This window comes from Paraburkholderia sp. DHOC27, from assembly GCF_003429005.1.
In the GTDB taxonomy this organism is placed as follows: Bacteria; Pseudomonadota; Gammaproteobacteria; order Burkholderiales; family Burkholderiaceae; genus Paraburkholderia.
In genome coordinates this window covers 352,334-371,454 of sequence record NZ_QVQV01000004.1, presented here as the reverse complement: position 1 = coordinate 371,454, position 19,121 = coordinate 352,334, and the positions used below count along the sequence as shown (strand labels likewise).

Annotated in this window: 16 protein-coding genes; 4 read left to right on the top strand and 12 right to left on the bottom strand. The window is 63.5% G+C overall.

What is annotated here, in order from left to right:
* Window positions 1-35: 35 nt before the first annotated feature.
* The 7 genes from D0B32_RS17185 to D0B32_RS17155 form a co-directional block, all read right to left on the bottom strand.
* Window positions 36-1,496 (bottom strand): hypothetical protein, encoded by a 1,461-nt coding sequence (locus D0B32_RS17185; protein WP_117335177.1) that lies wholly within the window; start codon window positions 1,494-1,496, stop codon window positions 36-38.
* Window positions 1,497-1,629: 133 nt separating this feature from the next.
* Window positions 1,630-2,469: a peptidase C39 gene (locus D0B32_RS17180; RefSeq protein ID WP_117335176.1), complete on the bottom strand. Its 840-nt coding sequence runs from the start codon at window positions 2,467-2,469 to the stop codon at window positions 1,630-1,632.
* A 7-nt stretch (window positions 2,470-2,476) separates the two neighbouring features.
* The gene (locus D0B32_RS17175) at window positions 2,477-3,187 is read right to left on the bottom strand and encodes a C39 family peptidase (RefSeq protein ID WP_117335175.1); all 711 of its coding nucleotides are present in this window, start codon (window positions 3,185-3,187) and stop codon (window positions 2,477-2,479) included.
* A gap of 64 nt (window positions 3,188-3,251) precedes the next feature.
* Window positions 3,252-4,835, bottom strand: a complete 1,584-nt coding sequence (locus tag D0B32_RS17170; RefSeq protein WP_117335174.1) for a hypothetical protein — start codon at window positions 4,833-4,835, stop codon at window positions 3,252-3,254.
* 26 nt (window positions 4,836-4,861) lie between these two features.
* Entirely contained in the window at window positions 4,862-5,482 is a 621-nt protein-coding gene (locus D0B32_RS17165; RefSeq protein ID WP_117335173.1) for a hypothetical protein, read from the bottom strand.
* On the bottom strand, window positions 5,479-5,997 hold the full coding sequence (locus D0B32_RS17160) for a hypothetical protein (protein ID WP_117335172.1): 519 nt from the start codon (window positions 5,995-5,997) through the stop codon (window positions 5,479-5,481). The genes D0B32_RS17165 and D0B32_RS17160 overlap by 4 nt, the downstream gene beginning before the upstream one ends.
* A gap of 69 nt (window positions 5,998-6,066) precedes the next feature.
* On the bottom strand, window positions 6,067-6,552 hold the full coding sequence (locus D0B32_RS17155) for a hypothetical protein (protein WP_117335171.1): 486 nt from the start codon (window positions 6,550-6,552) through the stop codon (window positions 6,067-6,069).
* Window positions 6,553-7,088: 536 nt separating this feature from the next.
* Between D0B32_RS17155 and D0B32_RS17150 the strand changes: the two genes are divergently transcribed.
* Window positions 7,089-8,480, top strand: coding sequence for a sigma-54 dependent transcriptional regulator (locus D0B32_RS17150; RefSeq protein WP_117335170.1), 1,392 nt, complete (start codon window positions 7,089-7,091; stop codon window positions 8,478-8,480).
* A gap of 237 nt (window positions 8,481-8,717) precedes the next feature.
* A complete protein-coding gene (locus tag D0B32_RS17145) occupies window positions 8,718-9,689 on the top strand; it encodes a thymidylate synthase (RefSeq protein ID WP_117335169.1) in 972 nt (323 codons plus the stop codon).
* 176 nt (window positions 9,690-9,865) lie between these two features.
* Here the strand turns inward: D0B32_RS17145 and D0B32_RS17140 are convergent, their stop codons facing one another.
* Together D0B32_RS17140 and D0B32_RS17135 are read right to left on the bottom strand one after the other, a co-directional pair.
* Window positions 9,866-12,412 (bottom strand): DUF6600 domain-containing protein, encoded by a 2,547-nt coding sequence (locus tag D0B32_RS17140; RefSeq protein WP_117335168.1) that lies wholly within the window; start codon window positions 12,410-12,412, stop codon window positions 9,866-9,868.
* 207 nt (window positions 12,413-12,619) lie between these two features.
* Window positions 12,620-13,369, bottom strand: coding sequence for a helix-turn-helix transcriptional regulator (locus D0B32_RS17135; RefSeq protein WP_117335167.1), 750 nt, complete (start codon window positions 13,367-13,369; stop codon window positions 12,620-12,622).
* A gap of 229 nt (window positions 13,370-13,598) precedes the next feature.
* On the opposite strand from D0B32_RS17135, the gene D0B32_RS32585 reads away from it, so the two are divergent.
* Window positions 13,599-13,736 carry a hypothetical protein gene (locus D0B32_RS32585; protein ID WP_181969833.1) on the top strand — a complete coding sequence of 46 codons (138 nt, stop codon included), beginning with the start codon at window positions 13,599-13,601 and terminating at the stop codon, window positions 13,734-13,736.
* 135 nt (window positions 13,737-13,871) lie between these two features.
* Window positions 13,872-14,378 (top strand): acyl-CoA thioesterase, encoded by a 507-nt coding sequence (locus D0B32_RS17130; protein ID WP_117335166.1) that lies wholly within the window; start codon window positions 13,872-13,874, stop codon window positions 14,376-14,378.
* 133 nt (window positions 14,379-14,511) lie between these two features.
* On the opposite strand, the gene fumC is transcribed toward D0B32_RS17130, so the two are convergent.
* The 3 genes from fumC to D0B32_RS17115 form a co-directional block, all read right to left on the bottom strand.
* Complete coding sequence (gene fumC / locus D0B32_RS17125) at window positions 14,512-15,912, bottom strand: class II fumarate hydratase (protein WP_117335165.1); 1,401 nt, start codon at window positions 15,910-15,912, stop codon at window positions 14,512-14,514.
* 82 nt (window positions 15,913-15,994) lie between these two features.
* Window positions 15,995-17,593 (bottom strand): phospholipase D family protein, encoded by a 1,599-nt coding sequence (locus D0B32_RS17120; RefSeq protein ID WP_404935563.1) that lies wholly within the window; start codon window positions 17,591-17,593, stop codon window positions 15,995-15,997.
* Between the two features lie 521 nt (window positions 17,594-18,114).
* A complete protein-coding gene (locus tag D0B32_RS17115) occupies window positions 18,115-19,074 on the bottom strand; it encodes a bile acid:sodium symporter family protein (RefSeq protein ID WP_117335164.1) in 960 nt (319 codons plus the stop codon).
* Window positions 19,075-19,121: the final 47 nt, after the last annotated feature.

The following is a 19,121-nucleotide window of genomic DNA, read 5'->3' as shown; positions in this document are numbered from 1 at the left end:
GATTCGCGCACGATCAACCTCGTCTTGTTGGCACATCAAAATGTGTAGGGGAACCGCACGCCGACCACGAAGTTCGGTGCGTCGGGCGTGAGGCCGACGGACACCGAGCCGTTGATCGTCAAGTGCTTGTTCACCACGTGGTTCAGCCCGAAGTTGAGCGCGGCAGCAGCGGTTTCGCTGCCGGGCACCTTCGAATAGCTGCTGCCCGGCGCTTTGGTTTCGGACTCCGGTTCGAGCGCCATCGTGTACGAGATGCTTGCCGAATCCTTGTCCGAGAACGCCAGGGCAACGCCGCCGCCGAACTGCACGATGTCGCCGAGCTTGACCGTGGCCGGTTCGGTCTGGCCTTCCACCGACGAGATGTCCGCGAACGAGCGGGCCACGTTGTAGGTGTAGGAGAGGCTGCCGAACAGCACGACCGGGTCGTAGGTCTTCAACACCGACATACCCGCCGTGATGTTCCAGAAGCCGGTGCCGGTGGGCAGCTTGCTCGGGGCGACGAGGTTGGTGTTGTCGGCATCGACCTGTTGCAGCTTGATGCCGAAGGGTGAGGAGCCAGTCGGCGCCTTGATGCGCAGACTGCCCACGAGGTCGGGCAGATTGTTGGTCTCTTTCAGGAACTGGTAGTAGATCCCGAAGTTGACGTCGCCGATATCGCTCGAATTGGCCGACGCATCCGAGAGCGTGTTGGCCGCACCGCCGGCGCCGCCGACGATGAAGTTGCTGTGCCGGTAGATGTACGGCACGTCCACGTCGACGCTGATGCGGTCGGTGAGCCCGTAGCGGGTGTCCAGATCGGCCATCACCTGGTGCGACTTGGTCTCGCCCAGATTGATGTTGCCGAGGAAAATCGCATCGAGCGCGAGGAAGCCGGAGAGCTGGAGCTGGCGGCGATCGTAGTAGGTGTCGCTGATGCCCCAGTCGAACGTCAGGCTGTGCGCGAAGAGGGCCGCGTTCTGTTGCTGCGCGACGGCTTCTTCGGATTGCGTGCGCACCGGCTGCGCGGCTTTCTGGGTTTGCCCCACGGCGCCCGCACCGGAGCCATCGGAAGCAGCGGGTAGACCGCCTGCGGTCGCGCCCGAGCTGTTACTGCTTTCGTCCGGCGTGGGCGGCGTGACGGGGACGCCCGTCGCCGTGCCGGTTGCGCTGCCGGGCGCAGGCGCGCCAGGACTGACCTGGGCAAGCGGCGGCAGCGGCACGGGCAGGCCATCGGCGCCCGGCTGCTCGGCCACCGTCGTGCCGTCGGGACCCGTAGCGGGCCCGGACAGGCCGCGGCCGCGTTGTGACATCTCCAGATTGACGACCTGCTGTTCCAGCGAATTGATCTGCTTCTGCTGCTCGTCGACCACACGCATCAGCATATTGAGCCGATCGTCGACGGATTGATTGGCGAGCGCCTGCGCGCCCGCTGTCTGAGAGAGTGCGAACAGCATGACGGCGATTGGAATCGCCGCCAGTGCCGTGCGGGGCACTCCGGTTCCTGGTGCGTTATTCATTTTTATTCCCCCGGTATTTCTGACGGCACGCTGCCCGGTTCTCCAGGCTGCGCGCCGTGCTATCTGTACTGCGTGCGTAGTTGTTGCTTCTTGTTTTTTCGCGGGTGGCGGCCCACTTTTTTTCTCCCCTGGGTTATCTCCTCGAGCTGGCGCTGTTTTGCAAGGCTTGCAGAACGCCAAGCTGACGAACCATCGCGGCGGACATCTGCGTCGTCTGCAAGCTGAGCTGCAACTGATTGGCGACCTGCTGGTTGCTGCCGGCTATCTGCAGCAACTGCGCGATCTGCGCATTACTCGGCGCGATGGTTTGTCTGGCCAGTCCCGCTGGTGTTTGCAGGGCCACCGTTACACCGTTGCTGCCAAACGCAATGCCGGCCTTGACGGTGCCGGTCGAATTGGAGGCTGCTGCGGAGAGCGCACCGTTACCGCTTGCCGGCGTGACAGGCGTATTGGTGAAGTCGATCTGCGCTGCGTTGGTGCCCAGGTTGTTGTTGCCTGCCACCTGGGTGACCTGCGAGACACCGTTCACGGAGACGTTCTGTCCACCGCTCACGCTGGCATTCGCATTCGCACCGGTGTTCCCCGCACCCGTGCTGCCGTTATTGCCCAGCGCGTTACTGGTGACCTGAGCGAGCGTGCTCACCGTGGTGGCGATCTGGCCGGCCGCGGTCTGCGTCGCGGTGAGCGTGCCTTGCGCAAGGGCACTCACGCCGTTCGGCAAATTCCATTGAGACAGCAGGTTCAGAACGAACCCGGAAATCATCGTGCCGCCGCCGGCGGATTTGCCGGTCTGTTGTTCGAGTACGTCGTCGTCCACGGCCACGACTTTTAGCGTTTGCGGCGCGGCTTCATGGGACGAAAGAAATTCGGGCACCGGTGGCAAGCCGGCGATGTCGGCGGCAAAAGCGCCGTGATTCAGGCCGCACATCGTGGTGCATAACGCGAGGCCCAATTGTGAGAGGTGGCGTTTCATGGTTGCGTCAGAACAGTTCTGCCTTGATCAAGCCGTACTCCACAAAAGGTGTCGCCGCCGTCCCGGTTGCCAGCGCATTCGCGCGCAGCTTGAGGGCCAGCGACTCGTTGTCCTGCAACAGCGGGGAATCCTCCCTGAAGGGTTTGCCAAGCACCGCGAACACCAGGCCGTTCCAGCTCTTCGTGAAATCGTCTTCGCGCACGATGCGGTTGCCGAGAGCCGGGTCCGCAATGAAAATGCGGCCGTCGGCGGCGTGCTTGACGATCACGAAGTGTTCGTAGCCATTGATGTTCATCAGGACCATCACGGGGATCTGCAGGTGATACAGCGCGTCCGTATTGACCCGAAAACCGCGCCCGCGCAGTCCGATGGTTTCGACGAACTTCTTCATGTCGAGCATCGAAAAGCCGTTCTTGACGACCACTTGCGGCGTCGAGAACACCATCATCCGGCGAATCAGTTCGGTCTCCGGAATATCTATTCCGTAGCCGAATTTGAGTAGCGTCGCGAGGGCGGCCGCACCGCAGCTATAGTCGTATTGCTGGCTGACGATGTGGCTGTAGCGGATATCTTTCATGGAGCGGACCGTCTTGACTAACGGCACGCCCACGAAGGTGTTGGTATCGATGGTCGACTGTGCGTGCGAGACGCCCCACACAGAACCACACGCCAGCGCAACGGCTAGCCGTAGCGCCGGGACACGTACGAACCCGGTCATGCTGGTCTCCTGCTTTTATGCGCGCCGGCGATACCGCCCGCCGGCGCGTCCCCCAACGTTTGTTTTACTTGCCGCTGTTCAGTGCTGCGATGGCGAGGCCGTTGTGCTGCAGGTTGCCTGCGCCGCCGGCGATGTTCACGCCGATGTTGCCTTGCGAACCCGACAGTGCATTGGCGCCCAGCATCGCGGTGCCCTGGAATTGCCCGCTCACCTGCATCGAAGCCGCTTGCGAGTTGTCATCCGTGGCAACCATTGCCGTGGTCAGTGCCTGACCTGCATTGGTCGTCGTCACTGCACCAGCAAGGCTGTTGTTCTGCACGTTGCCGATACCCGAGGCCACGTTCACACCAACGTTGCCCGACACGTTTTGCAGCGAGCTGTCGCCGATCGACGCATTCAGGTTGAAGTTGTTGATCTTCGCGTTGCCTGCCGACGACTGCGTGCTGAACACCTGCGCATTGCCGAACACGTTGCCGACATCCACCGAAGCGAGCGACGTATCGTTGCTCTGGGCGTTGTCGATACCTTCGCCGATGTTGATACCCAGGTTGCCCGAGACGCCCGACGCTGCACCCGTGCCGGTGGTGGCGTTCAGCGTGCCGGCCACTTGCGTGTTGTAGACCTGCGTCACGCTGCCCGTCACCATTTCGTTGGTGGTGTTCAGCGAATCGTTCACGCTGTAGCCCCAGGCATGCGTCGAACCCGTTGCGGTTGCGTAGGACGACGAACCCGATTCGGTGTTCGTGCGGGTCGACGACGAGTTGTGGGCATACGTGTCGGTCGAAGTACGTGCCTTCGAGCCCGAGCCGCTGTCTTGTGCCGAAGCACCGAAGCTTTGCGTGCCGTCAGCGTACGAAGCGTTGGCGTTGGTCGTTGCGAGCGAGCCGTTCAGCGTGCTGACCGAACCGTACGAATGTGTGCCGTTCGAAGCCGTGCTGGTTTCGCCCGAGCGGGTCGCCGTAGCAGCCGTGCCTTCCGAGCCCGACAGCGTGACGCTGGCGGAGCCGTTGGCGAGGTTGCCCTTCGACTTGACGCTGCCCGACAGCGTGACCGTGCCTGCTGCGGCCTGCGAACCGGACACGGTGGTCGAGCGGCCACGGTTGTTGGTGTTGCTGTAGGCGCTGTTGTCCGTCGTGGTCAGGCCGGCGGCGATGGTGCTGTCGTGGGCGCTGCCGTTGTCGCTCGTGGCATGGTAGGCGCTGCTTTCGCCGACCGAAGCCTGGTTGCCGTATGCATAGGCGCTCGACGAGCTGCGCGTCGTGGTCGAACCGGCGACATCCGTGTTGCTCGACGTGTGGGTCGACATGCCTTGCTGCGCGGTGCTGAAGCCGCTGTAGTTATACGTGCTGTTGGCACCGGTGCCCGACACGCTGTGCATGCTGTTGTCGTACGACGTCGTGACCCGGCCCACCGTGAAGCTTTGCGCTTGCGGATCCAGCGAGGCGTGAACGTTGACGCTCTGGTTGTTGTTGATCACCGCGCCAGCGCTGCTGGACACGTGGACGCAGCCGTACAGGCCAACCCATCCTTCGATGCCCACTTCTTCGCCGACCAGCGTGGCGTTGAAGATGTACGGGTCTTTCGGCCCAGCGAATGCGCTGCCCGTAGCGGTGATGAGAACGGCTGCTGCAATGAGAGTGCGCTTCATGATTTTTCGCTCCGATACTTGTGTTGTCAGTTAAAAGAAGTGCCCGCCGGGGGACGGAGCACAAAACTGTTTGCCGTGGCGTTACCGGCACCAGCTGCCTGGTTGATCTGAACGATCCCGCTGACGTTCTTGAAGGCTTCGTTTGATATGTTGGCCTCGCGTACGCTATTAACCCCGATCGATTGACCCAGACCGCCGTTTTTCGCGGCCGTCGCGGATAGCTCCCCATCCGAGACGGTCTCGACTCCAACCGCCGCAGTACCGATCTGCGTACTGTTGCGTTGAAGATTCCCTGCGCCCGCAGACTGATTCACCAGCACCGCTCCGGACGTATTGGAAAATGCACTGCCCTGTATCGACGCGCGGGCGTTGGTCACGCGCGCCGCGCCAGTCGCGCTTTGCAGGCTGGCGTTGTCGTTGCCGATCGCGCCTGCTGTGGTAATCGTCACCTGATTGGCCTGGGCGTTGTTCAGCCCGGCCGTTTCGTTCACCGTGATCGCACCGGTCGAGCCGGCTGCGGCGCCCGTGGCGATCGTCGCCGTGGCGCCGACGCCCGGCAGCGCCTGCGCATACGCGCTGCCTGCTACGAGGCTCGCGCTCACGCCCACGCCGAGGCAGGCCTTGCGCAGATGACGGACGGTGCTCATTTCATGCCTCCGAGTGCGCCGCCCAGAGCCGAGGACAGCGGCGCCAGCGCGCCCACCACCGACGAGGTGATCGTGCCGCCCACACCTGCTGCCGGTTGACCGATGCTGCCGGCGTTCAGCGCGACGTTGTTGCCGGTCGCCTTGCCGCTCAGAATCTGCGTGACGGCTTGCAGGCCCGTGCCGCTCAATGCGGCGTCGCCGCCGACGCCGCTCGATCCGTGTGCGTTGACCAGATCGGTGTCGCTCACGAGCGCGGCCATGGCCGGATCGAACGAGTTGGCCGGGAAGGTCGTGGCCCGCACGGCCACCGGGTCCTGGCTCTTCGGCACGGCGTCGAAGGCATCACGCGGCGTGACCTGACGTTCGACGATGATGTCGCCGGGGTTGATCGACTGCTGGGCGAAGGCGCTCACTGCAATGCCGGCCGCCACCACGCTGACCAACACGCCGAGCAGCACACGCACCGAAGGAGCGAGGCGGAGGCGGGGACGCGGCATCCGGGTTGAGGTGTTCATTTCATGTCCTTGCTGGCGAGCGCCTGTTTTAGTAAGCATGTGAGCGAGCAGTGATCTGTGGATGGGCGGTCACTTGCGCTGATAAGCTGCAACGTTGCCCTGCGCGTTGGCCGCGGCATCGAGCGGAATCGGCATCGGCGAGGGCGGGGCGATCTCGTCCCACAACGTCACGCCATTGCCGCCGCTGTTCGCGCCGCGCATCAGTTGCGGGGTCGCCGCGACCATCAACATGCCGCTGAAGCCACCGCGTTGACGCGACAGCACCTGGTCGTCGAGCGAGACATCGCTGAACGACGAGGCATCGGGCGTCAGGTTGGCTTTTGCGGGGTCCCCGGAAGCGGTTGCCTGAGTCGTCGTGTCGGCACTCGCTGGAGCGGGCACATTCACTGCGGACGACGTGTCTGTTACGGTGACAAACGCTGCGTTTGCAGCGGGTGTTACGGGGACAGAATCTTGCGCAGCGGCGACCTGCGGGACGCTCAACAAACCGGCAATGGCACACAGCGCGGCGCACAGCGGCAGTTGGTGCAGGTTGGTGCGGAAAGCGAGTCGCATGGTGTGTCTCCTTGGTGCACAGCATTTAGCGAAACGTGTGCCATCCGGCTCAATCCGTTGATGCGACTGGAGCAGATAGTAGGAGTAAGATGGTTTTTACTGAAAAGCAGGCAAAAACGTTTCAGCCCTGAAACGGGCGGCAGGAAATACCGGAAATCGGTAATTAGCGCCGGTACATGAAAGCTAAGGGTTGGTCCCTGGCAAACATGCCCGAATACGTTTTATTCAGAATGCGTAGACATGTCGATCGCCCGTCTGGCCTTATTCAGCGGTGAAGGGACGGATTTAAATTTGCATATTTGTTTTCGAAGCGACGCGCGTATAGTAAGCTCTCGAAAACAGAGTCACATTTAAAAAAGCCCGACGCTGGGCCGTCTGAATCACACACGCCGCTTTTCGGGGATCAGCTGTCCGCACGGAATGGAATGGCCGTTCGGTTTTTCACCAAAGTGAAAACCGGGCTGAGTCAGCGTGTCTGAAACGTGTTCAGGTGCGTGCCGTCATCCTTAACGTTCGTTGACGAGAGGATCTGAATAATGGAATCCGCAACGCGGCAACTGATTTATGTTTCGCGTGACCCTAGTGTGGAACTGAACACCCGGTTCCACCAGCGCGGCTGGCATGTCGAAGTCGTGGGATCAGCGCGTGATGTACGCCGCGCCGTTCGCGCCGGAATGGCAGCGGGCGGCTTGCTCGATCTGTCGAGCCACTTCCAGCCTCATGAAATTGCTGCGTTCGAATCGTGCCTGACGATGCCGAACGTCGGCTGGGTCGCCGCGACCATGCCGGGTCAGTTGCAGGACGCCGCATTGCGCCGCCTCGTGCGCGACTACTGTTTCGATTACGTGACCGTGCCTTATTCGGGCGACCGCATCGTGGATTCGGTGGGCCACGCCTACGGCATGATTTCTCTGGGTGAACCCGCGTCGAACGACGGCAGCCCCGGCGGCACCGAAGGCGAAATGGTCGGTTCGTGCGACGCCATGCTGGCGCTGTTCCGCTCCATCCGCAAGGTTGCCATGACCGACGCGCCGGTGTTCATCTCCGGCGAATCCGGCACCGGCAAGGAACTCACCGCCGTCGCCATTCACGAACGCTCGTCACGCCGCAACGCACCATTCGTGCCGATCAACTGCGGTGCGATTCCTCCGCATCTCCTGCAATCGGAATTGTTTGGCTATGAGCGCGGCGCGTTCACCGGCGCCAATCAGCGCAAGATCGGCCGCGTCGAAGCGGCCAACGGCGGCACGCTGTTCCTCGACGAAATCGGCGATCTGCCGCTCGAAAGCCAGGCGAGCCTGCTGCGCTTTCTGCAGGAGCGCAAGGTCGAGCGCCTCGGCGGCCATGGCGCGGTGGACGTGGACGTGCGCATCATCTCGGCTACCCACGTGGACATGAACGCCGCGATGATCGAAGGGCGCTTCCGTTCGGACCTGTATCACCGTCTGTGCGTGTTGCAGATCGACGAGCCGCCGTTGCGTGCGCGTGGTAAGGATATCGAACTATTGGCGCGCCACATGCTGGAGCGTTTCAGGAAAGATGCGAGCCGCCGTCTGCGAGGTTTCGCGCCGGATGCAATCGCGGCACTGCACAATTACAGCTGGCCTGGCAACGTGCGCGAACTGATCAATCGTGTGCGGCGCGCCATCGTGATGTCGGAAGGCCGCGCCATTACCGCACGCGATCTGGAACTGGCGGAGTACGTCGAGATCGTGCCGGTGTCGCTCGCGCAGGCGCGCGAAGCTGCGGAGCGTCAGGCCATCGAACTGGCGCTGCTGCGTCATCGCGGACGGCTTGGCGACGCTGCGCAGGAACTCGGTATTTCGCGTGTCACGTTATACCGCCTGTTGTGTTCGCATGGCATGCGTCACATGGAAGGCGAGCATATCGTGCCGCATGGCGAGCCGGCTTCAGTGCCTCATATCTGAGACACCTTTTAAAGCCGCTTTAAAGCCTAATATGCAACAAAACAGCAATTCTTAACGCAAGCCTTAACGTAACCGTCAGCGCATTTTCAGCGCGACGTCAGCGCAACGATTAACGCTGAAAACAACGCAGAAAAATGGCGGTCCGGCGCGGTCCGGCCGCACTTGCTAAAATCGGGTTTTTCCGCGAAAACACCCGCAGGTCAGCTACTCATCTGACCCCGCGCCGAAGGAACCCGAATGAACCAATACCTCGACCTCGTCCGCTTGATTCTCGACACCGGCACGTGGCAGGAGAACCGCACAGGCATCCGCACCATCAGCATGCCGGGCGCGATGCTCCGTTTCGATCTGCAGCAGGGTTTCCCCGCTGTCACCACCAAGAAGCTGGCGTTCAAATCGGCAATCGGCGAGCTGATCGGCTTTTTGCGCGCCTCGCGCAGCGCGGCGGATTTTCGTGACCTCGGCTGCAAGGTGTGGGACGCCAACGCCAACCAGAACCCGCAGTGGCTCGCCAATCCGTACCGTGAAGGTCCGGATGACCTTGGCGGCGTGTACGGCGTGCAGTGGCGCCAGTGGCCCGCCTACAAGGTGCTGGACGCTTCGGCGAGCGCCCAGATCGAGGATGCGACGGGCCGCGGCTATCAACTGATCACTTCATTCGACGAAAACGGCACATCCAGGGTGCTGCTGTACAAGGCGATCGACCAGTTGCGTCAATGCCTCGACACGATCATGCAGAACCCCGCTGACCGGCGCATTCTGTTTCACGCGTGGAATCCAGCGGTGCTGGAAGAAATCGCGCTGCCGGCTTGCCATCTGCTGTATCAGTTTCTGCCGAATGCGACGCGCAAAGAGATCTCGCTGTGCCTGTATATCCGCAGTAACGATGTCGGTCTCGGCACGCCGTTCAATCTGACCGAAGGCGCGGCGCTGCTGCACCTGGTTGGACGCCTGACGGGTTATACGCCGCGCTGGTTCACATACTTTATCGGCGACGCGCACATCTACGAAAACCAGCTCGAGATGCTGCAAACGCAACTCACGCGCACGCCGTACGAGAGCCCGCGTCTGGAGATTGCCGCGCGCGTGCCGGAATACGCGCAAACCGGCGTGTATGAGCCCGAGTGGCTAGAAAAAATCGAGCCCGCGGATTTCTCGCTGGTCGGCTATCGCCATCACGAGCCGTTGACGGCGCCAATGGCAGTTTGAGCCATTGCCGCTAATGACGTGAATGTGCAGCGGTTTGTTTTGGTGAAAAGCAATAATCCGCGCCGCAGGCTTTAAATGCCGTCGCCGATAAAACAAAACCCCACGCTCTTTAAAGCGTGGGGTTTTGTTTTATCAAGGCGCGACTGACATTGCAGGCGCGCCCGGGAGCAAGACACTCAGCCTCGATGATGCTCGTCGTGGCCGTTGTTCGAATGCTGATCCTGATGCGGCTGCTGATGCTGCGCCTGTTGCGGCTGATGCTGTTCCGGATGCGGCTGCTCATGCGCCTGCTGCGGACGCGGTTCCTGCGGGCGCGGCTCCTGGCGCGGCTGTTGAGCCTGCTGGGGACGCGGTTCTGGACGTGGCTCCTGACGCGGTTGCTGGGCCTGCTGCGGATGGAACTCCTGACGCGGCTGCGCCTGCGCTTGCGGCTGATGTTCCGGCGCGCGTGCGGTCTGCTGCGGTTCAGGTGAGCGCGGTGCCGGTTCCGGCTGATGGCTCATCTGCTGCGGGCGGTTTTCTTCCCGCGGCTGCTGTGCCGGCTCCGGGGCCCGCTGGGCCATCGCACCGGGCTGCGGACGCATCGGTTCGCCACCGCGCGCTTCGGTCTGCGGCATGCCTTGCTGAGCGCCTTGCGGTGCATGCTGTGCCGCTTCTTGCGTCATGGGCGGGTGCGGCACGTTGGCAGCGGGTTCGTGACGCGCTTCAGCCGCTTGCTGACCTGCGGGAGCGGGCGCGCCACGCTGCGCGGCGACGGCGTTCGGAGCGACCCCACCTGCCTGCGGCGGACGCGGTACGCCGTTGTTGGGCTCGGGCCGCTGGTTGGCCATCTGCGCGGCCTGGCCCGGCGCGCCTGGCGCACCCGGACGGCCCATCTCCGGCATGCCACGCGCCGCCTGTGCGCCGTTGGGCGCGACTTCACCCGGCCGCTGACCGGGGGCACCCGGTGCACCCGGCGCGCCAGCAGGAATGTGCTGCGCTCCAGGTGCTCCCGGCGCGCCCTGAGCAACGCGTTGCTCACCCGGCATCATCCCCGGCGCATGCGACTGTACGACCCGCACATTGGCTATGCCTGCACCCGGTGCGCCATGCGTCTGCGTGCCGACGAAATGGGCGGGTACGGAAGTGCGGATCACGGGTTCACCGGCGCCCGGCACCCGTGCGCCACCTTGTGCATAGTGTTGGGCGAGCGTGTCGTGATACGCGGGCGGCACGGCCGGCGTGCGGGTCGCAACGACGGAGCGCGACATCACGGCGGCCGGCGGCCGGTAGTTGGCGTTACGCATCCCCGAGGCAAAGCTCTGGCTGACCGGCGCGATACGCGGTGCCCCCGGATTGAACTGCGGGTTGCGCCATTGCTGCGGATCCACCTTCTGTGCAAAGCGGCCAACCGGCTGGCCATGCACGAACGCGGTTGCCGCCACCGCCGTGACGGCACCCGGCGCGCGGTAGTTGATGTACGTGTTGTGAACGTTGATGTTCGTCACGTTCACCTGACGGTTGTAGTTGTTGACGACCACCGTATCGTTGACGCGGTTGTAGTAGCGCGGGCTCCAGCCGCCGCCTTGCGGATGCCATGCCTCGCCGGGACCCAGCGGGAACCACGCGATGCCCGCTGCCGCCGCGCCGCCGATTGCCAGGCTCACGCCCCAGTCGAGCCCACCGCCGCCGCCCCCGCCGTTCCCAACGAACGCGACCAGCGCCGGTGCATACACCGGCGGCTGACTGACCACCACCGGGCCCGGCACCCACGCCCATGAATCGTCGACATACGCCCAGCGTCCGTAGTGATACGGCGCGAAGCCCCACGGCGCGTCGTCGACCCACGTCCAGCCCCACGGCGCCTGCCATACCCAGTGACCGTCGTGATACGGCGCCCAGCCGGTTGGCACGGCGTTCGGCACCCATACCTCGCCGTATTGCGGGCTGCTGCGCCAGCGACCGTTGGCGTCGAGGTCTTCGTACCCCGGCACCTCACGCGACACGTAGCGCGCCGAGACCGAACGGTCTTCGGCGGCGTCGCGCGCGGCGGCCCATTGATCGAACGCGTCGAGTCCCGGCGCGCCGTTGTTGGCGACCTGCTGCAAGGCCGTGCCGGCGAAGCGCATCTGCTGGCCGGCGGCAACCGGCACCTGGCCGTTGTCGCCATATACGGTGACGCTGCCGCTGCGCACCGTGACCGTGGTGCTGCTGCCGTCGGGCGCAACGTCGACGCGGTAGTCGCCCGGGCCATTGATGCCGAGCGCGAGATTGGGCGTGTCGATCTCATACGACGAGCCCTGCGCGAGTTCACGTACCCGCGTCGAGAGCGTTCCTTGCGCGACCTTCAATTGGGCGCTGGTGTCGTCGAGATTGAGAATGTCGAGACTCGTGGAGGCACTCAGGCGCACCGCCGTCGAACCGATGTGCAGCTCCGAGCGCGCGTTCTGATCGTTCCACAACTGGTCGCCTGTGGTGAGCGGGCGGTTGATCTGCGCATACGCCCAGTCATTGGCGCCGGCGGGTTCAGTGGTCACCGCGCCTGCCGTGTAGTCGAGACGGGCCACGCGGCCCGGCGGATCATTGGGGGTGCCTTGCGGTGCGGCAGCCGTGGCCGGCGCGGCATCGGGCGGCGCTTCCTGGGCAAAGGCGGATTGGGCAGCGAGCGTGAGGGCAGCCGCGGCGATCAGAGTCAAACCGGTAGCGCGGCGCAGTGCGTGATTTTGTGTGGTGGTCGTTTTCATGTTGTCTCTCTCACGGACACGGGGTGTGCATCCGTGAAAGGACTCTACCGGTGTGGCATGTTTCAAGGCGTCGGGATTTGTAAGGCCTTGGCCCTACCGTGTAACAAAAAGTCAGTTGTGACCGATTCGTAATGCGGATGAAGGGCGGACTGTCCTTGTTTTGCCGTTATTTGCCGTTATTTTCCGATCCTGCTGCCCAATGGTCCATCAGCTGGCGAGGAAGGCGTCGAACTGACGATGCCCCGCCGGCGTCACACGCAGGATGCGCGGACGTCCGGTGTGCTCCACCCAGCCGTGCTTCGTCCATGAGTCGAGCAGGGCAGCGCCGAGCGCGCCGCCCAGATGCGGCCGGCGCACACTCCAGTCTGGACAGGTGCAGGCAAAGCGGCGTCGCCGCGTTTGCTGGCCATGGACGTCGATGTCCCAGCGCGCGAATTGCGCCGCGCCCGCCGGTGTCGCCACGAGTGTGTCGCCTTGTTCGGTCAGCAGCGCATGGCTCAACATCCGTTCGAAGAGTTGCACCGAGAGTTCGCCCGCCATGTGGTCGTAGCAGGTGCGCGCGTAACGCATGTCCACCGGCACCGTGCGCGCGGCACGCGGCGTCGGTCGAGCCGGCATGCTCGCCTGCGCGACGTTGGCGAGCGCTTCGATGGATGCCGCGATATCCGGCGAGGCGATCCGGAAATAGCGATGCCGTCCGCGCACTTCCAGCGCGAGCAGACCGCCGTCCGTCAGCCGGGCGAGGTGCGCGCTGGCCGCCGAGGGCGAGAGCCCGGCGATGAGCGTCAGCTCACCGGCCGGCCGCGCGCTGCCGTCCATTAGCGCCCACAGCATAGCGGCACGACCGGGGTCGGCGAGCAGCGCGCCAATCCGGCTCAAGCCGGGAAAGTGATGCTGCTCGTCGGCGAGCGGTGCAAAGACAGAAGTGGGGTGGGCGGCGAATCCAGAGACCGACATGAGAGACTCCTTTGCACCTTTGCAGCGATTCGAAGACGGATTTTGCGGAACCCGGGCAGTCACTTCAGTGTATCGGTCGCACGCATTCGATGCTTCAGCCTCGTGTGAAGCGTCGAATGCGACGGAGAGCGTGGCGCGGCGCGCATGTCGCGCGGCAAGGCCGTAGGCGTTCTGCGAGAGCCGACCCGCCAGGCTAGAATCAAAGCCTGTCCAAGAGGAACACGCGGTCATGAAACTCCTGTTCGCCATTGCTGCGCTGCTGATTTGCAGCGCCTGTGCTCAAGGCGGCTCGGCCCCACCGAGCGCCGGTCAGAGCGGCATCACCATGTACGGCACGATCGACGAGGGCATCTCGTATCACAAGTAACGGGTGCCGACGCGCGCAACGCATGCGCGGACCTGAGGGCCAAGAGGCAACGCTAACTCGCCGCCCCGCGCACCGTAGTCAAATTTGGGCTCGTATAATCGCCAGCTTTCGACACATTGTTTGACTGGAGTCAAGATGAGCACCCCCACCGCAGCGCCGCTGGACCGTTCGGAAACCACCTTCCGCTTTCTTGCCGAGCCGACCTCGGTCAATTTTGGCGGCAAGGTGCATGGGGGCGCGCTGATGAAGTGGATCGACGAAACCGCGTACGCCTGCGCCGCAGTCTGGTCAGGGCGCTACTGCGTGACGGTCAGTGTGGGCAACATCCGTTTTCGCCGGCCCATCCTGGTAGGCAACCTCGTGGAACTGCGCGCACGCGTGGTCCATACGGGACGCACCAGCATGCATATCCACGTGTCGGTGCAGGCGGGCGATCCGAAGGGCGGCGAGCTGCTGCAGACCACCGATTGTCTGGTAGTGATGGTGGCGGTCAACGAGAACGGCCATCCGGTGCCGGTGCCGTCGTTCGTGCCGCAGACCGAAGAGCAGAGCCGCCTCGCCAAGTACGCGCTGGACGTCAAGGAAGCGCTCGACGCGATCGTCGAACTCAAGCCGGAAGAGGTCGCGCAAGGGAAGGTCTGATCCCGGCGCTCGCCGTTGCCTCCTGCCCCAAGGCGCACGTCCGGCGCGCTCATGTAAAGCAGCAAGCCGCGCCCCTTGCGGGAACGCGGCTTGACTCAACGGCCTGTCTTAACGGCATGTCTCCAGGCCTTATTCACTTCTCCGTATTGCCCACCATGTCGTGCGGCTTGACCCATTCGTCGAACTGCTGTTCGGTGACGAAGCCGAGTGCGAGCGCCGCAGCCTTCAGCGTGGTGCCTTCCTTGTGCGCCTGCTTCGCGATCTTGGCGGCCTTGTCGTAGCCAATGTGCGGATTGAGCGCCGTCACCAGCATCAGCGACTCATTGAGCAGCGTGTCGATGCGCGCACGATTCGGCTCGATGCCCACCGCGCAGTTGTCGTTGAAGCTGTGCGCGCCGTCCGCGATCAGACGTATGGATTGCAGAACGTTGTGCGCGATCATCGGGCGGAACACGTTCAGTTCGAAGTTGCCGCTCGCGCCGCCCATGTTCACCGCGACGTCATTGCCGAACACCTGACAGCACAGCATGGTCATCGCTTCGGACTGCGTCGGATTGACCTTACCCGGCATGATCGAACTGCCCGGCTCGTTCTCCGGAATGGACAGTTCACCGAGGCCGCAGCGCGGGCCGCTTGCCAGCCAGCGCACGTCGTTGGCAATCTTCATCAGGCTCGCCGCCACCGTCTTGAGTGCGCCATGCGCGAACACCAGCGCGTCGGCCGCTGCCATCACCTCGAACTTGTTGGGCGCCGTAACGAAGGGCACGCCGGTCAGTTTGGCGATCGCCGCCGCAACCTTGCCGGCGAACTGCGGATGCGCGTTCAGCCCGGTGCCGACCGCTGTGCCGCCCTGCGCCAGTTCGTACAGATGCGGCAGGCTCGATTCCACGTGACGAATGCCGTGATCGAGCTGCGCCACGTAGCCAGAAAACTCCTGGCCGAGCGTGAGCGGCGTCGCATCCTGCAAGTGGGTGCGGCCAATCTTGACGATGCCGGCGAATGCCTTGGCCTTGCCGTCGAGCGTGTCGCGCAGGGTCTTCAGGGCCGGCAGCAGGTGCTTGACGATGCCCACCGCCACGGCCACGTGCATGGCCGTCGGAAACACGTCGTTGGACGACTGCCCGCGGTTCACGTCGTCATTGGGGTGAATCTTGCGCGCCTCGCCGCGTTCGCCGCCGAGCAATTCGCTCGCACGGTTCGCGATCACCTCGTTGAGGTTCATGTTGGTCTGCGTACCGGAGCCGGTCTGCCAGACCGCCAGCGGAAACTCGCCGGCATGCTTGCCTTCGATGATCTCGTCCGCCGCCTGCATGATGGCCTTCGCCTTGCTCTCGTCGAGCACGCCAAGGCCCTGATTGACTTCGGCGGCCGCGCGCTTGATCACGGCGAGCGCGGTGATCAGTTCAGGCGACTGCTTTTCCGTGGAAATACGGAAGTTCTGCAGTGAGCGCTGGGTTTGCGCGCCCCAGAGACGGGCGTTCGGCACGGCAATCTCGCCGAACGTGTCGCGCTCCATTCGTACGTCTTCGGTCATGGTTCCACTCCGCTATGGCTGAAAAAGGGCATGGGTCGGACAGCTTGTGCGGCGTGTCTCGGCATGACGGCAGCGCCGCACATCAAAGTTCTCCCTGGACGGGCAATAGCAAGAATATCCCTGTCAGGAAATTCCGGTACAAACCCGCCTGTGGATCGAAGTTGTAGGTGCGCGGCGCGCCGTTTTCTTCGTCGGTCCAGACGAGCTTCGACGGCGGCGCGCCGACATATCCGAGTTGCGCCAGTTGCGCAGGCGTGGCGAGCGTGACGCGGTAGCTCACCTGCGGCGAGATCGCCCGGTCGATCAGGCCGGCCACCTGACCGGCAAGCACCGGGCTGTGGATGATTAGCGCCAGCTCCGTGTTCAGATTCGCCGAACGGGGATCGAGATTCATCGAGCCCACCACGAGGATTTGCCGGTCGATTACGTAAGTTTTGGCGTGCAGGCTCGCGCGGGAACGTGAACCCGCCACGGTGGGCGGCGTGCGCTGGTCCGGTTTGAATTCGTACAGCTCCACGCCGTTTTGCAGCAGCGGCACGCGGTACGGGCCGTAGCCGGCCTGCACGGCGACTGCATCCGTGGCGGCGAGCGAGTTGGTGAGCACCGCCACGCGGACGCCGCGATGCGTCAGCTCGGCCAATGCCTTCACGCCGGCATCGTGAGGCACGAAATACGGTGAGACGACGAGGAATTCCCGCTGTGCAGCGTGTGTCAGTTCGATCAGCCGTTGCAGCGGCGGGCTCACGTAATCAGGCGAGGGCTGATCGATCTTGCCGGGGGAATCCGCCTTGAATTCGGCGGGTGCCCAGGTGAGATTCAGTTCTTCTTTGCTGATTTGCGTGGCGAGCGGCGTCGCGTTGATCGGCTTGGCGTTGTACGGCTCGGCGTCGCTGCGCCAGTGCGCGCGCAGCGCGTCGCGGGTGGTGTCCAGTTCCTGTTGCGAGAAGCGCTGGTGATTCAGCGCACGCAGCGGATACGCGCCACTGCTGTTCCAGTACTCGTCGAAACTTGCCGAGACATCGGCCGTGATCGGACCGGCGGCCAGCACATCGAGATCGCGGAACTGCAGCGTTGGACTCGCGCTGAAATACTCATCGCCCACGTTGCGGCCGCCGACGATCGCCAGCTGGTTGTCCGCGATCATCGCCTTGTTGTGCATGCGGCGAGTGTATTGATCGATCTTCGTGAACAGGTCGGTGGTGCGTTCGAATACGCTGCGATGCGTGCTGCCATACGGATTGAACACGCGGATTTCGATGTTCGGATGCGAGTTCAGGCCGGCCATCACATCGTCGATGTCCTTGAAGTTCAGGTCGTCGACCAGCATGCGCACGCGCACGCCGTGATCGGCGGCATACAGCGCGGCGCCGAGCAGCAGTTTGCCGGTGGTGTCCTCGGTGGCGATGTAGTACTGCATGTCGAGCGTCTTCGTCGCGGCGCGCGCGAGTGCGATGCGCATTTGCAGCGCCTCGGTCCCGCTCGACAGAATGCGAAAGCCCGATTGATCCGGATGCGCCACTTCGAGTGGCGCAAGCGCAGCGCCGAGCGCGGTTTCCGTCGATGGCGTAATGGCGTGCGTGATGGGCCGGTCGAAAGCAGTAGCCGGTGGGCGCGTGGCGCAGCCGGTCAAAAGTGCCGTCGAAAGACCGAACAGCAAGCAGTACTTGCCGATGCCGGTGATGAAGGATTCGATCCGGTCAGTGAATCCGGATCCCCGAAGCTGCGACGTGATGTTGTAATTGCTGTGAGACGCCCGCACGCGTTGTCCTCCGCTTGATTCGACGCGCTACGGAATGCCCCTGCCGCCGCGCGGTCGACGCGTTTGTGATTCTGTTGAGGAAAGCATTCTAAGGGGAATCGCGCGAGTGGGTGGGGGATGCGGGCAACGAGCGGTTTGCCTGGGATGGGTGAGGTGCGTTTGCGGACGAAGGGAGCGCGGTGTGTGAGGCACGATTATGTAAAAGCCAATGCACCCTGTAATGAAACCTGCGTAGTCCGAATCATTTCGCGGCGTGCTGTGTCCACGAAGATTGCTGTCTTATGAAGCTTGGCATTCACGGCGGACAAAAGAACGAATGGCACGGCGCCGTGAAGCACAGGGAAACGCGCGGCGCGCATGGTTGGCCCGCGCGCCTCGCCGTCTAGTCAACCTGCCGCCCAGGCCGTGCTCATGGGCGAGCGCACCCACGAACAATCGTCCCGCTAGTTACGCTCGGCATCCAGAACCGGCGTTGCCTGACTGTGGGTCGAGCCTTTCGCGGGTCGCCCCGCCCAGTAGCCGGCGAGCAGCGAACCCGAGAGGTTGTGCCACACCGAAAACAACGCGCCCGGCAGCGCAGCCAGCGGCGAGAAGTACAGCTTGCCGAGAGTAGCCGCGAGACCGGAGTTCTGCATGCCCACTTCAATGGCGAGCGTGCGGCAGACCGCTTCGTCGAAACCGAGCAGTCGGCCACCCCAATAGCCGCCGAGCAGGCCGATGCCGTTATGCAGCACCACACCCAGCATCACGACGAGCCCCACGGACGCGATGCTCTTTTGCGTCCCACCCACCACGGCGGCGATGATCAGCAAAATGGCGACCATCGAGACCAGCGGCAAGATCGGCTCGATTTTGCGCACCAGTTTGCCGAACAGATGGTTGATCACGAGACCCACGACGATGGGCAGCGCGACGATCTGCAGAATGCTCATCAACATGCCGTGCACGTCGACCACGATCGACGCGTCCACATAAAGGCGCGTGAGCAGCGGCGTGGCGAACACACCCACCAGCGTCGACAGCGCGCTGATCGTCACCGAGAGCGCCACGTCACCGCGCGCCAGATAGATCATCACGTTCGATGCGGTGCCGCTCGCGACGCTGCCCACCAGCACCATGCCCGCGGTCAGATCCGGCGGCATGCGCAGCGCCTTGGCGATGGCCCAGGCAGCAAGCGGCATCACCAGGTAGTGCAGCACGATGCCGGCAATCACCGGCGCCGGGCGCGTAAAGACACGCCTGAAGTCGGCTAGCGAAAGCGTCACGCCCATTGCCAGCATGATGATGGTGAGCAGGGTGGTGACGTGCGGTGCGATCGGGCTAACCGAAGCGGGCGAGAAATAGGCGGCGAGCGAAACCAGCACGGCCCACAGCGGAAAGAGACGGGTAACCCGGGCAAGCATGGCAAAAGGTCCTTGGTTCTAGTTTGATAGTGACGGTTTGATCAGTG

Bases quoted from the DNA above. Each gene is read 5' to 3' on its own strand.
- D0B32_RS17185 (WP_117335177.1), bottom strand. From the start codon at position 1,496: ATGAATAACGCACCAGGAACCGGAGTGCCCCGCACGGCACTGGCGGCG.
- D0B32_RS17180 (WP_117335176.1), bottom strand. From the start codon at position 2,469: ATGAAACGCCACCTCTCACAATTGGGCCTCGCGTTATGCACCACGATG.
- D0B32_RS17175 (WP_117335175.1), bottom strand. From the start codon at position 3,187: ATGACCGGGTTCGTACGTGTCCCGGCGCTACGGCTAGCCGTTGCGCTG.
- D0B32_RS17170 (WP_117335174.1), bottom strand. From the start codon at position 4,835: ATGAAGCGCACTCTCATTGCAGCAGCCGTTCTCATCACCGCTACGGGC.
- D0B32_RS17165 (WP_117335173.1), bottom strand. From the start codon at position 5,482: ATGAGCACCGTCCGTCATCTGCGCAAGGCCTGCCTCGGCGTGGGCGTG.
- D0B32_RS17160 (WP_117335172.1), bottom strand. From the start codon at position 5,997: ATGAACACCTCAACCCGGATGCCGCGTCCCCGCCTCCGCCTCGCTCCT.
- D0B32_RS17155 (WP_117335171.1), bottom strand. From the start codon at position 6,552: ATGCGACTCGCTTTCCGCACCAACCTGCACCAACTGCCGCTGTGCGCC.
- D0B32_RS17150 (WP_117335170.1), top strand. From the start codon at position 7,089: ATGGAATCCGCAACGCGGCAACTGATTTATGTTTCGCGTGACCCTAGT.
- D0B32_RS17145 (WP_117335169.1), top strand. From the start codon at position 8,718: ATGAACCAATACCTCGACCTCGTCCGCTTGATTCTCGACACCGGCACG.
- D0B32_RS17140 (WP_117335168.1), bottom strand. From the start codon at position 12,412: ATGAAAACGACCACCACACAAAATCACGCACTGCGCCGCGCTACCGGT.
- D0B32_RS17135 (WP_117335167.1), bottom strand. From the start codon at position 13,369: ATGTCGGTCTCTGGATTCGCCGCCCACCCCACTTCTGTCTTTGCACCG.
- D0B32_RS32585 (WP_181969833.1), top strand. From the start codon at position 13,599: ATGAAACTCCTGTTCGCCATTGCTGCGCTGCTGATTTGCAGCGCCTGT.
- D0B32_RS17130 (WP_117335166.1), top strand. From the start codon at position 13,872: ATGAGCACCCCCACCGCAGCGCCGCTGGACCGTTCGGAAACCACCTTC.
- fumC (WP_117335165.1), bottom strand. From the start codon at position 15,912: ATGACCGAAGACGTACGAATGGAGCGCGACACGTTCGGCGAGATTGCC.
- D0B32_RS17115 (WP_117335164.1), bottom strand. From the start codon at position 19,074: ATGCTTGCCCGGGTTACCCGTCTCTTTCCGCTGTGGGCCGTGCTGGTT.